This is a genomic window from Streptomyces sp. Qhu_M48, assembly GCF_051305195.1.
In the GTDB taxonomy this organism is placed as follows: Bacteria; Actinomycetota; Actinomycetes; order Streptomycetales; family Streptomycetaceae; genus Streptomyces.
In genome coordinates this window covers 6336479-6349432 of sequence record NZ_CP195432.1, presented here as the reverse complement: position 1 = coordinate 6349432, position 12954 = coordinate 6336479, and the positions used below count along the sequence as shown (strand labels likewise).

The 12954-nt window shown below is 72.8% G+C and carries 11 protein-coding genes; 10 read left to right on the top strand and 1 reads right to left on the bottom strand.

The window, feature by feature from the left end:
• The first annotated feature begins 54 nt into the window (after window positions 1-54).
• Window positions 55-1188: a tRNA 2-thiouridine(34) synthase MnmA gene (mnmA, locus tag ACRRSS_RS28365; RefSeq protein ID WP_435973898.1), complete on the top strand. Its 1134-nt coding sequence runs from the start codon at window positions 55-57 to the stop codon at window positions 1186-1188.
• A 157-nt stretch (window positions 1189-1345) separates the two neighbouring features.
• Here the strand turns inward: mnmA and ACRRSS_RS28360 are convergent, their stop codons facing one another.
• Window positions 1346-2131, bottom strand: a complete 786-nt coding sequence (locus ACRRSS_RS28360; RefSeq protein WP_435973897.1) for an alpha/beta fold hydrolase — start codon at window positions 2129-2131, stop codon at window positions 1346-1348.
• A gap of 97 nt (window positions 2132-2228) precedes the next feature.
• Here ACRRSS_RS28360 and ACRRSS_RS28355 point away from each other — a divergent pair, with 97 nt between their 5' ends.
• The 9 genes from ACRRSS_RS28355 to gatB all read left to right on the top strand — a co-directional run bounded on the left by ACRRSS_RS28355 (window position 2229) and on the right by gatB (window position 12835).
• The gene (locus ACRRSS_RS28355; protein WP_435973896.1) at window positions 2229-2768 is read left to right on the top strand and encodes a TIGR00730 family Rossman fold protein; all 540 of its coding nucleotides are present in this window, start codon (window positions 2229-2231) and stop codon (window positions 2766-2768) included.
• 7 nt (window positions 2769-2775) lie between these two features.
• Window positions 2776-3474 carry an SDR family oxidoreductase gene (locus tag ACRRSS_RS28350; RefSeq protein WP_435973895.1) on the top strand — a complete coding sequence of 233 codons (699 nt, stop codon included), beginning with the start codon at window positions 2776-2778 and terminating at the stop codon, window positions 3472-3474.
• Window position 3475: 1 nt separating this feature from the next.
• Window positions 3476-4480, top strand: a complete 1005-nt coding sequence (locus ACRRSS_RS28345; protein WP_435973894.1) for a methionine synthase — start codon at window positions 3476-3478, stop codon at window positions 4478-4480.
• Window positions 4481-4512: 32 nt separating this feature from the next.
• On the top strand, window positions 4513-6693 hold the full coding sequence (gene ligA, locus ACRRSS_RS28340; protein ID WP_435973893.1) for an NAD-dependent DNA ligase LigA: 2181 nt from the start codon (window positions 4513-4515) through the stop codon (window positions 6691-6693).
• Window positions 6694-7045: 352 nt separating this feature from the next.
• Window positions 7046-9160, top strand: a complete 2115-nt coding sequence (locus ACRRSS_RS28335; RefSeq protein WP_435973892.1) for a putative bifunctional diguanylate cyclase/phosphodiesterase — start codon at window positions 7046-7048, stop codon at window positions 9158-9160.
• Window positions 9161-9266: 106 nt separating this feature from the next.
• Complete coding sequence (gene gatC / locus ACRRSS_RS28330) at window positions 9267-9563, top strand: Asp-tRNA(Asn)/Glu-tRNA(Gln) amidotransferase subunit GatC (protein ID WP_015036350.1); 297 nt, start codon at window positions 9267-9269, stop codon at window positions 9561-9563.
• A gap of 5 nt (window positions 9564-9568) precedes the next feature.
• Window positions 9569-11068 carry an Asp-tRNA(Asn)/Glu-tRNA(Gln) amidotransferase subunit GatA gene (gatA, locus tag ACRRSS_RS28325; protein ID WP_351895897.1) on the top strand — a complete coding sequence of 500 codons (1500 nt, stop codon included), beginning with the start codon at window positions 9569-9571 and terminating at the stop codon, window positions 11066-11068.
• 5 nt (window positions 11069-11073) lie between these two features.
• A complete protein-coding gene (locus tag ACRRSS_RS28320; protein WP_355969791.1) occupies window positions 11074-11307 on the top strand; it encodes a hypothetical protein in 234 nt (77 codons plus the stop codon).
• Between the two features lie 16 nt (window positions 11308-11323).
• Entirely contained in the window at window positions 11324-12835 is a 1512-nt protein-coding gene (gene gatB / locus ACRRSS_RS28315) for an Asp-tRNA(Asn)/Glu-tRNA(Gln) amidotransferase subunit GatB (protein WP_435973891.1), read from the top strand.
• Window positions 12836-12954 lie beyond the last annotated feature (119 nt).

Below are 12954 nucleotides of genomic sequence, written 5' to 3'. Positions count from 1 at the left end.
AGAACGCTTACTACCGCGACGGTGGTTCCCGGCGCCCCGTACCCTGGTGGGGCTATGACTCAGACTCCGCCCCCGCGCCCCCTTCGTGTCCTCGCCGCCATGTCGGGCGGAGTGGACTCCGCCGTCGCCGCCGCCCGTGCCGCAGAGGCGGGCCACGACGTCACCGGCGTGCACCTCGCCCTCTCCGCGAACCCGCAGTCGTTCCGTACCGGAGCGCGAGGCTGTTGCACCATCGAGGACTCCCGTGACGCGCGCCGGGCGGCCGACGTCATCGGCATCCCCTTCTACGTGTGGGACCTCGCCGAGCGCTTCCGCGAGGACGTCGTGGACGACTTCGTCGCGGAGTACGAGGCCGGCCGCACCCCCAACCCGTGCCTGCGCTGCAACGAGAAGATCAAGTTCGCGGCGCTGCTCGACAAGGCGCTCGCCCTCGGCTTCGACGCGGTCTGCACCGGCCACTACGCGACGGTCGTCCTGAACGAGGACGGCACCCGCGAGCTGCACCGGGCCTCCGACATGGCGAAGGACCAGTCGTACGTGCTCGGGGTGCTCGACGAGAAGCAGCTCGCGCACGCGATGTTCCCGCTGGGCGACACCCTCACCACCAAGGACGAGATCCGGGCGGAGGCCGAGCGGCGCGGGCTCGCGGTGGCGAAGAAGCCCGACAGCCACGACATCTGCTTCATCGCCGACGGCGACACCCAGGGCTTCCTCGCCTCCCGTCTGGGCAAGGCGGAGGGCGACATCGTCGACGAGGCCGGCGCGAAGGTCGGCAGCCACGACGGCGCGTACGGCTTCACCATCGGCCAGCGCAAGGGCCTGCGGATCGGGCACCCGGCCGCCGACGGCAAGCCCCGCTACGTCCTGGACATCTCGCCGGTGAACAACACGGTCACGGTCGGCCCCGTCGAGGCGCTCGACGTCACCGCCCTGACCGCGATCAAGCCGCGCTGGTGCGGCGCCGCCCCGGAGGGCGAGGGCCGCTACACCGCCCAGCTCCGCGCCCACGGCGGCGAGACCGAGGTGACGGCGTCCCTGGTCGACGGCGAGCTCACGGTCGGCTTCGACGAGCCGGTCCGCGGCGTGGCCCCCGGCCAGGCGATCGTGCTGTACGACGGCACGCGTGTGGTGGGCTCGGCCACGATCGCGACGACGACCCGCCGCACGACGGCCCCGGCCCCGGCGTAGTCCCCACGACCCGGGCCCCCGCCCGGGCCGCACGCGGCGCCCCGCCCGGGCCGTGCCGCCCAGCCCGGCCGCTCCACCGCAGGGCCGGGCCGCCGCCCGGGCCACCCCACCCGGCCCCCGCTCCACCCGGCCCCACCCCGAGCCCTCCCGGGCAGGGCTACGCCGCCCCCACCGTCTCCACGTCCTCGGCGAGGAATCCCGTGAGGACCGGGGCGAGGGCGTGCGGCGCCACGTCGGGCGTCTGACCCGTCAGGGTGCGGTGCCTGGCCCGGGGGAGGGCCGCCGTCAGGGCGCGGGCGGCCCGCCGGGTCCCGGCCGGGCTCGCGCCCCCGTCGACCACCAGCACGCGCGCGTGGACCCCGGCGAGCAGCCGCTCCGGCACCGTCCCGTCGCCGAGGACGGCGAGGTCGTACGCGAGGGTGCCCGCCAGCTCCCTCGCACCGGCCCACGGGGCCGTCGGCACCGCCGGGTCCGCCAGGAAGAGTTCGAGCGCGGCGGCCGGCCGCCCCCGGCCGAGCAGCTCCGCCACCCGCAGCCGCCGCTCCACGGCCTCCGCGTCCTCGACCGAGTAGGGCGGCTCGTACACCGACACCGTCCCCACCCCGACTCCGGCGGCCACCGCGGCGAGGGCGAGGGCGCCTCCCGTGCCCGTTCCGTGCAGCGCCGCCCCGGCCCCTGCCTCGCCGACCACCGCCGCCAGGTCCTCGATCTCCCGCTCCACCGCGTACGGCCCCGTGTCACCGCTCCCGCCGCGCCCCCTCCGGTCGTACGCGACGACCGAGAAGCGCCGGGCGAGGAGCGCGCCGAGCGGCCGCTCGGCCGCGGCCGTCCCCAGGGCCCCGCTCACCAGGACGAGCGGCGGCCCGCCCCCGTACCGCTCGTACGCGATCGGCGTCCCGTCCCGCGACGTGACCCGTCCCCTGACCCCGCTGACCTCGTCCATGCCACCTCAGACCGGGGCCGCCACCGGAACTCATCGCCGCCGGGCGGAAAGTTCCGGAGAATCTCGGAAGGCGCTGGTCAGGGCTACGGTGGTGGCCATGAACATCTGTGTCTTCCTCTCCGCCGCCGACCTCGACGAGCGGTACACGGCCCCCGCCCGCGAGTTCGCCGGGCTGCTCGGCAAGGCCGGTCACACCCTCGTCTGGGGCGGCTCCGACACCGGCCTGATGAAGGTCGTCGCCGACGGCGTCCAGGAGGCGGGCGGCCGGCTCGTCGGCGTCTCCGTCGACTTCCTCGCCCACAAGGCCCGCGCGGACGCCGACCAGATGGTCGTCGCGAAGGACCTCGCCGAACGCAAGGCGCTGCTCCTCGCCAAGTCCGACGCCGTCGTCGTCATGGTCGGCGGCACGGGCACCCTCGACGAGGCCACCGAGATCCTGGAGCTGAAGAAGCACGGCAAGCACCGCAAGCCGGTGGTCCTCCTCAACACGGCGGGCTTCTACGACGGACTGAAGTCCCAGTTCCAGCGCATGGAGGAGGAGGGCTTCCTCCCGCTCCCCCTCGCCGACCTCGTCCTCTTCGCGGACGACGGCCCGACGGCCCTCGCCCACCTGGAGGAGGGCATCGCCGCCCGCTGATGCGAGCATGGTGCCCATGGCTACACATGTGATCACCGGGGCCGGTTCCGGCATCGGCGCGGCCGTCGCGCGCCGCCTCCACGCGCGCGGGGACGAACTCGTGCTGCACGCGCGCGACGCGGGGCGGGCGAAGGAGCTCGCCGGGCAGTTCCCCGGCGCCCGGACGCTCGTCGGGGACCTCGCCGACCCGGACCGGCTCTCCTGGGCGTTCTCGCACCAGACCATGCCCGGGCAGGTGGACAGCCTGCTGCACATCGCGGGCGTCGTCGACCTCGGGCCGATCGGGGACCTCACCCCGAAGACCTGGCACCACCAGCTCAACGTCAACCTGGTCGCCCCCGCCGAGCTGACCCGGCACCTCCTGCCCCAACTGCGGGTCTCCCAGGGGCACGTCGTCTTCGTGAACTCGGGCGCCGGACTCAACGCGCACGCCGAGTGGGGCGCGTACGCCGCCTCCAAGCACGGTCTCAAGGCACTCGCCGACGCCCTGCGCCACGAGGAGCACGCCAACGGTGTGCGGGTCACCTCGGTCTACCCGGGCCGCACGGCGAGCCCCATGCAGGCGAAGGTCCACGCACAGGAGGGCAAGGAGTACGACGCGTCGCGGTGGATCGACCCCGAGTCGGTCGCGACGGCGATCCTCACCGCGATCGACCTGCCGCGCGACGCGGAGATCAACGACCTCACCGTCCGTCCGGGGCGCTGACATGAGCGAGAGCAACGAATTCCCCTGGGCCGCCGCCACCGGCGTCGGGTCCCTGCCCGGCGGTGACGCACGGGAGGCGGCGAAGACCGTCACCGGGTCCTTCGAGGACTTCCCGTTCCTCGCGGAGCTGCCCGCCCGGGGCCCCGGCGCCGACATGATCGGCCGGACCCTCGGGATGCTCGTCGACCTGTACGCGCACGTGGAGCCGAGCGGCTGGCGGATCAGCGACCGGCCGGGCCGGGACACCAGGCGGGCCCGCGCCTGGATGGGCGAGGACCTGGACGCCCTGGAGGAGTTCACCCAGGGGTACGAGGGCGCGCTCAAGGTGCAGGCCGTGGGCCCGTTGACGCTCGCCGCCGCCCTGGAACTGCGCGGCGGGGAGGCTGCCCTCGGGGACGCCGGCGCCCGCCGGGACCTGGTCGGCTCGCTTTCCGAGGGGCTCCGTGACCACCTCGCCGAGCTGCGCAGGCGGATCCCGGGAGCCCGGGTCGTCCTCCAGCTCGACGAGCCCTCGCTCACCGCCGTCCTGCGCGGCCACGTCCGTACCGCGAGCGGCTACCGCACCTACCGGGCCGTCGACCGGCAGGTCGTGGAGAGCGCCCTCCGGGAGGTGGCCGCGGTCCACGACGGGCCGGTCGTCGTCCACTCCTGCGCCCCCGACGTCCCGTTCGCGCTGCTGCGCAGGGCGGGCGTCGAGGGGATCTCGTTCGACTTCGGTCTGCTCACCGAGCGTGACGAGGAGTCGATCGGCGAGGCCGTGGAGGCCGGGACCAAGCTCTTCGCCGGTGTGGTGGCGTCCACCGACGCCCCGTTGTCGGACCCGGGCGGTAGCGTCATGGGTGTCAGGACGCTGTGGCGCAGGCTGGGGCTGAATCCGGGGACTCTCGCCGAGTCCGTGGTGGTCACTCCCACGTGCGGGCTCGCGGGTGCTTCGCCCGCCTACGCCCGGGCGGCGCTCGCCCACTGCGCCCGGGCGGCGAGATCGCTCGCGGACAACCCAGAGTGACCGGGTTCAGAGGCACGGGAGGACGGACGAAGGTGGCAGTCGAACAGGGGGCCCTGCCCGCCGAGGCACGGGAGAAGCACGCCGACCTGGCCGAGCGGGTCGAGGAGCACCGCTTCCGGTACTACGTGAAGGACCAGCCGGTCGTCAGCGACGGCGAGTTCGACCGGCTCCTGCGCGCCCTGGAGGCGCTGGAGGAGGAGTACCCGGAGCTGCGCACGCCGGACTCGCCGACCCAGAAGGTCGCGGGGCAGTACGAGACCGACTTCACCGCGGTGGAGCACCGCGAGCGCATGCTCTCCCTGGACAACGCCTTCGACGACGAGGAGCTGGCCACCTGGGCCGAGCGGGTCGGGCGGGACGTCGGCACCCCCGACTTCCACTACCTGTGCGAGCTCAAGGTCGACGGCCTCGCGGTCAACCTGACGTACGAGCACGGGCGGCTGACCCGGGCCGCGACCCGCGGCGACGGCCGCACCGGCGAGGACATCACGCCCAACGTGCGGACGATCGCCGACATCCCGGAGCGGCTGCACGGCGAGCGGATCCCGGACCTGGTGGAGATCCGCGGCGAGGTCTACTTCCCCATGGAGGCCTTCCAGGGGCTCAACGCCCGTCTGGTGGAGGCCGGTGACAAGCCCTTCGCCAACCCGCGCAACGCGGCGGCGGGTTCGCTCCGCCAGAAGGACCCGAAGGTCACCGCCTCCCGCCCGCTCCACATGGTGGTGCACGGCATCGGCGCCCGCGAGGGCTTCGACATCGACTGCCTCTCCCACGCGTACGAGCTGCTGCGCGAGTGGGGCCTGCCCACCGCCCGGCACAACAAGGTGGTCGACTCGCTCGACGGCGTACGGGAGTTCATCGCGTACTTCGGTGAGAACCGGCACTCCGTGGAGCACGAGATCGACGGGGTCGTCGTCAAGCTCGACGAGATCCCGCTCCAGGGCCGGCTCGGCTCCACCGCGCGCGCCCCGCGCTGGGCGATCGCCTGGAAGTACGCGCCGGAGGAGGTCAACACCAAGCTGATCGACATCAAGGTCGGCGTCGGCAGGACCGGCCGCGTGACCCCGTACGCGCAGGTGGAGCCGGTGACCGTGGCCGGGTCCGAGGTCGAGTTCGCCACCCTCCACAACCAGGAGGTGGTGAAGGCCAAGGGCGTGCTGATCGGCGACACCGTCGTGCTGCGCAAGGCCGGCGACGTCATCCCGGAGATCCTCGGGCCGGTCGCCGACCTGCGGGACGGCAGCGAGCGGGAGTTCGTGATGCCCGCCGAGTGCCCGGAGTGCGGGACGCCGCTGAAGGCGATGAAGGAGGGCGACATCGACCTCCGCTGCCCGAACGCCCGGACCTGCCCGGCCCAGCTGCGCGAGCGGCTCTTCTTCCTGGCTGGGCGTCAGTGCCTGGACATCGAGAACTTCGGCGCGGTGGCCGCGGCGGCGCTGACCCGCCCTCTGGAGCCGGCCGAGCCGCCGCTGGCGGACGAGGGCGACCTCTTCGACCTGACCATCGAGCAGCTGCTGCCGATCAAGGCGTACGTCCTCGACCCGGACAGCGGGCTGCCCCGGCGGGACCCGAAGACCGGCGAGGAGAAGATCGTCACCGTCTTCGCCAACCAGAAGGGCGAACCGAAGAAGAACGCCCTGGCGATGCTGGAGAACATCGCGGCCGCGAAGGCGCGCCCGCTGGCCCGCTTCATCAACGGGCTCTCCATCCGGCACGTGGGGCCGGTCGCGGCCGAGGCGCTGGCCCGCGAGTTCCGCTCCCTGGAGCGGATCGAGCAGGCGAGCGAGGAGGAGCTGGCGGCCGTCGACGGCGTCGGCGGGATCATCGCGACCGCGGTGAAGCAGTGGTTCGCCGAGGAGTGGCACCGCGAGATCGTGCGCAAGTGGCGCGCGGCCGGGGTCAGTCTGGAGGACGAGGGCGCCGGGGAGGACCAGGGGCCGCGGCCGCTCGAAGGCCTCACGGTCGTGGTGACCGGCACCCTGGAGAAGTTCACCAGGGATGGCGCAAAAGAGTCCCTCCAGAGCCTCGGAGCGAAGGTGGCCGGTTCCGTTTCGAAGAAGACCGCCTTCGTCGTCGTCGGTGAAAACCCTGGTTCGAAGTACGACAAAGCGATGCAGCTCAAAGTTCCGGTTCTGAACGAGGACGGCTTCGCGATCCTGCTCGAACAGGGTCCCGAAGCCGCTCGGGAGGCCGCCGTCCCCGTCGCGGAGTAGCCTCCGCCGGGCCCTCGCGACGGCGCCGCGAGGGCCCGGCGGCGACTCCCCGAGGGCCCGTCACCGCCCCCGCGCGGGTCACCCGTTCGGCGCATACCAGATCGTTACGGGTGGCCGGGTCGCATTCGGGCAAGAGAAGGAGAGCGCTGCCCGTCGGGGCCCTCGGCGGCCTACTGTGGTGACCGTGCGTCTCGTCCTGCACCGCCGCGCGAGGGCCTCACCGGTCGTGGCGTCAGGACATCGGCCCCCGTGGCACGTGTAACGGCCGTCCGACAGCGGCCGCACGACGGACGGCCGCGGGCACGCGGCCCATGGCACACCGACGGCACCGCCGCCTGTGAGAGGGACGGGAATGGAACCGACCGAGAGCGCCGCCCCGGTCCCACGGCCGGACGGCCGTGTGGTCCTCCTGGGCTCCACCTCACGGCTGCCCGCAGCCGTGGTGGGCATCGCCGCCGTCGTGCTCGTCGTCGGGCTCCAGCAAGCCCTGGGCGGCGGCCGGCGACTCTTCCCCGACGGGGCCACCGGCTGGTCCCTCGCCGTCCTCACCGGCCTCATCGTCGGCCACCTGGTCGCCCTCGGCCGCGACCGCTGGTGGGGCGGCACCGGCTCCGGCGCCGCCCTCACCCTCGCCGTCCTCCTCCTGTACGGCTGGGTGCCCGCCGGACTCGTCTCGATGACCGTCGTCGCCCTGGTCGGCGCCGCCCGCCGGCACCGCTGGCGGCAGGGCCTGCTGCACGGCGCCGCCGACGTCCTCGGGGTCGCCGCCGCAGCCCTCGTCCTCGCGCTCTTCGGAGACGTACCCACGGTCGAACAGCCCTGGCAGCCCCTCGACTGGACGATCGGGGACCTTCCGGAAGTCGTCCTCGCCGCCGCCACCTACCTCGTGGTGACCCGGCTGCTCCTGTGGTACACGCTCGCCCCCCAGGGCCGCGGACTGCCCACCGTCGCCCGCACCGCCCTCCTGAGGCAGGGCCTCGTCGCCGTCGCCCTGCTCGGCATCGCCCCGCTGATCTGCGTCGTCGCCGCCACCCGGCCCGTCCTGCTGCCGCTCTTCGCCGTCCCCCTCATCGCCCTCGACTCCACCCTGTGGATCGCCCGCGCCCGCGCCGAGGAGCAGCTGCGCGACCCGCTCACCGGCCTCCCCAACCGCCAGTGGCTCCTGGAGCGGGCCTGGACCGCCCTGGAGGAGGCCGAGGGCGAAGGGGCCCGCGCCGCCCTCGTCCTGATCGACCTCGACCGCTTCCGGTCGGTCAACGACACCCTCGGCCACCTCGCGGGCGACCGGCTGCTGCTCCAGATCGCCGAGCGGCTCCGCCTCGCCCTGCCCCGCGGCGCCGAGGCCGCCCGCCTCGGCGGCGACGAGTTCGCCGTCCTGCTGCCCACCGCCGACTCCACCACCAGCGCCCAGCGGGTCGCCCGCCACCTCGTCGCGGAACTCTCCTCCCCGCTCGACCTCGACGGACTCACCCTCGTCCTGGAGGCCAGCGCCGGCGTCGCCGTCTTCCCCGACCACGCCCTCGACGCCGAGGGCCTCCTGCGCCGCGCCGACGTCGCCATGTACCAGGCCAAGCGGGACCGCACCGGCGTCGAGGTCTACGAGTCCAAGCGCGACTCCAACACGCCCGACCGGCTCGGCCTCCTCGGCGACCTGCGCCGCGCCCTCGACGCCGGCGAGGTCGAACTCCACTATCAGCCCAAGGTCCAGTTCGACGGCCAGGTCGCCGGTCTGGAGGCCCTCGTCCGCTGGGTCCACCCCGAGCGCGGCAAGGTTCCCCCGGACGAGTTCATCGCCATCGCCGAATCCTCCGGCCTGATGCCGCACCTCACCGAGTACGTCCTGGAGACCGCCCTCGCCCAGGTCGCCCGCTGGCGTGCCCAGGGCCTGAACGTCCCGGTCGCGGTCAACGTCTCGCCGCGCGACGTCCACACCCCCGGCTTCGCGGGCGCCGTCGCCGCCCGGCTCGCCCGCCACGGCGTCCCGGCCGGCGCGCTCCAGCTGGAGATAACGGAGCACGTGCTCCTGGAGGACCCCCAGCGGGCCGCCGACACGCTCAACGGCCTCACCGGCCACGGCGTCAAGATGTCGCTCGACGACTTCGGCACCGGCTACTCCTCCCTCGTCCATCTGCGCCGGCTCCCCGTCAGCGAACTGAAGATCGACCGCTCCTTCGTCGCCCGGCTGGCCGTCGACACCGAGGACGCCGAGATCGTCCGCTGCACCGTCGACCTCGCCCACTCGCTCGGCCTCCTCGTCGTCGCCGAGGGCGTGGAGGACGACGAGACCTGGGAGCGCCTGCGCGACCTGGGCTGCGACGCCGTCCAGGGCTGGCTGGTGGCCGCCGCGATGCCGCCCGGCGAGGCCACCGCCTGGCTGCTGGCGCGGGGCGAGCACGGCTGGCGCCGCCCCGCCGACATCGCCGCCCAGGTCGAGCTGGACCAGCCCTCGGGCCAGGTCGTTCCGTAGGGGGTGTCCGCCTCGCGCCGGGGCGGCGGGCAAACCGTTTCACGGGCAGCGTCACCGGCCCCATAGGATGGGCCCACACCATCAAGCTCACCCCGTGAGGATCCGCATGCCTGGCATCACGCGCGAGGAGGTCGCCCACCTCGCACGGCTGGCGCGTCTGGAGCTGAAGGGCGAAGAACTCGACCACTTCGCCGGCCAGCTCGACGACATCATCGGCGCGGTCGCCCGCGTCTCCGAGGTCGCCGACCAAGACGTACCGCCGACCTCCCACCCGCTGCCGCTGACGAACGTCATGCGCGCGGACGAGGTCCGTCCGTCGCTCACCCCCGAGCAGGCGCTCTCCGGCGCCCCGGCCCAGGAGCAGCAGCGTTTCAAGGTGCCGCAGATCCTGGGGGAGGACTAACAGTCATGACGGACAACATCATCATCAAGCTCACCGCGGCCGAGATCGCCGGGAAGATCGCCGCCGGCGAGCTGACCGCCGTCGAGGTCACCGAGGCCCACCTCGCCCGCATCGAGGCCGTCGACGAGAAGGTCCACGCCTTCCTGCACGTCGACCGTGAGGGCGCGCTCGCCCAGGCCCGTGCCGTGGACGAGAAGCGCGCCCGGGGCGAGAAGCTCGGCCCGCTCGCCGGTGTGCCGCTCGCGCTCAAGGACATCTTCACCACGGCCGGCATGCCGACCACCGTGGGTTCGAAGATCCTGGAGGGCTGGATCCCGCCGTACGACGCGACCCTGGTCAAGAACCTGAAGGCCGCCGACGTCGTCATCCTCGGCAAGACCAACATGGACGAGTTCGCCATGGGCTCCTCGACGGAGAACAGCGCGTACGGTCCGACCGGCAACCCCTGGGACCTGACCCGGATCCCCGGCGGCTCCGGCGGTGGCTCGTCCGCCGCCCTCGCCGCGTACGAGGCGCCCCTCGCCATCGGCACGGACACCGGCGGTTCCATCCGCCAGCCCGCCGCCGTCACCGGCACCGTCGGCGTCAAGCCGACCTACGGCGGCGTCTCCCGCTATGGCATGGTGGCCTTCTCCTCCTCCCTCGACCAGGGCGGCCCCTGCGCCCGTACGGTCCTGGACGCGGCCCTCCTCCACGAGGCGATCGCCGGGCACGACCCGCTCGACTCGACCTCCATCGACGCGCCGGTCCCGCAGGTCGTCGAGGCCGCCCGCAACGGCTCGGTCGCCGGCATGCGCGTCGGCGTCGTCAAGCAGTTCCGCGGCGAGGGCTACCAGGCCGGTGTCGTGCAGCGCTTCGACGAGTCCGTCGAGCTCCTCAAGGAGCTGGGTGCCGAGATCGTCGAGCTGGACTGCCCGACCTTCGACCTCGCCCTTTCGGCGTACTACCTGATCGCGCCGTCCGAGTGCTCCTCGAACCTGGCCCGCTTCGACGCCATGCGCTACGGCCTGCGGGTCGGCGACGACGGCACCCGTTCGGCCGAGGACGTCACCGCCCTCACCCGTGAGGCCGGCTTCGGCGACGAGGTCAAGCGCCGCATCATCCTGGGTACGTACGCGCTGAGCTCCGGCTACTACGACGCGTACTACGGATCGGCCCAGAAGGTCCGTACCCTCATCACCCGCGAGTTCGAGAAGGCCTTCGAGGAGGTGGACGTGATCGTCTCCCCGACGACCCCCACCACCGCCTTCCCGATCGGCGAGCGCGCCGACGACCCGATGGCCATGTACCTCGCGGACCTGTGCACCATCCCGACCAACCTGGCCGGCAACGCCGCCATGTCGCTCCCGTGCGGCCTGGCGCCCGAGGACGGTCTGCCGGTCGGCCTGCAGATCATCGCTCCCGCCATGAAGGACGACCGGCTGTACAAGGTCGGCGCCGCCGTCGAGGCCGCCTTCGTGGAAAAGTGGGGGCACCCGCTGCTTGAGGAGGCTCCGTCGCTGTGAGTGCCATGGCAAAGAAGGCCAAGAACTTCAAGAAGTCCAAGACCGGCGTCTACGTCTCGCTGGCGACCACCGCGTTCGGTGCCGTCAGCGTCGCGAAGCAGGCCAAGCTGGCCCGCAGCGACAACGACATGCTGCGGCTGATCGACTCCGCCGTGTCCGCCGCCGCCATCGTTACCGGCCTGGCGATCCTCTACCGGGAGCTCAAGCGCCTGGGCGACGACGACGTCCTGCTGGGCTGAGAGGGAAAGTCTCACCGTGACTGTCACTGAACTGCTGTCGTACGAAGCGGCGCTCGCCGAGTACGACCCCGTCATGGGCCTGGAGGTCCATGTCGAGCTCGGCACCAAGACGAAGATGTTCTGCGGCTGCTCGACCGAGCTGGGCGCGGAGCCGAACTCGCAGACCTGCCCGACCTGCCTCGGCCTGCCCGGCTCGCTGCCGGTGGTCAACGCGATCGGCGTCGAGTCCGCCATCAAGATCGGCCTCGCGCTGCACTGCGAGATCGCCGAGTGGTGCCGCTTCGCCCGGAAGAACTACTTCTATCCGGACATGCCGAAGAACTTCCAGACCTCCCAGTACGACGAGCCGATCGCCTTCAACGGCTACCTGGACGTCCAGCTGGAGGACGGCGAGATCTTCCGCGTGGAGATCGAGCGCGCCCACATGGAGGAGGACACCGGCAAGTCGCTGCACGTCGGCGGCGCCACCGGCCGCATCCACGGCGCCTCGCACTCGCTGCTCGACTACAACCGGGCCGGCATCCCGCTCATCGAGATCGTCACCAAGCCCATCGAGGGCGCGGGCGAGCGGGCCCCCGAGGTCGCCAAGGCGTACGTCGCCGAGCTGCGCGAGCTGATCCGCGCCCTCGACGTCTCCGAGGCACGCATGGACAAGGGCCAGATGCGCTGCGACGTGAACCTGTCGCTGCGCCCGCACGGCACCGAGAAGTTCGGCACCCGCTCGGAGACGAAGAACGTCAACTCGCTCCGTTCGGTGGAGCGCGCGGCCCGGTTCGAGATCCAGCGCCACGCCGCGGTGCTGTCCTCCGGCGGCACGATCGTGCAGGAGACCCGTCACTTCCACGAGGACGACGGCTCCACCACCTCCGGCCGCATCAAGGACAACGCCGAGGACTACCGGTACTTCCCGGAGCCCGACCTCGTCCCCGTCGCCCCGGCCCGCGCCTGGGTGGAGGAGCTTCGGGGCACGCTGCCCGAGCTGCCCCGGGTGCGCCGCAACCGGCTGCGCGAGGAGTGGGGCGTGTCCGAGCTGGACATGCAGTCCATCCTCAACGCGGGCGCGGTCGACGCGATCGTCGCCACCATCGAGGCGGGCGCTGACGCGGCCTCGGCCCGCAAGTGGTGGATGGGCGAGCTCGCCCGCAGCTCCAACGAGCAGGGCGTCTCCCTGGAGGAGCTGGCGATCACGCCGGCGGACGTGGCCCGGGTCTCCGCCCTGGTCGCCTCCGGCGACCTCAACGACAAGCTGGCCCGTCAGGTCATCGAGGGCGTCCTCGCCGGCGAGGGCACCCCGGACGAGGTCGTCGAGAAGCGCGGTCTGAAGGTCGTCTCCGACGACGGCGCGCTCGGCACGGCGGTCGACGAGGCCATCGCGGGCAACGCGGCCATCGCGGACAAGATCCGCGGCGGCAAGGTCGCGGCGGTCGGCGCCCTGGTCGGCGCGGTCATGAAGGCCACCCGTGGCCAGGCGGACGCGGCGAAGGTCAAGGACCTGATCCTGGAGCGGCTGGGCGTCGGCGAGGGCTGATCCCCTTCTCGTACGCGTACGGCGGCGGCCCCGCACCGGAGTTCCGGTGCGGGGCCGCTCGCGCCTCCGGGGAGGTCACCGGCGCTAGGGTGAGAGTTCGTACGCCGTACGGAGACCCG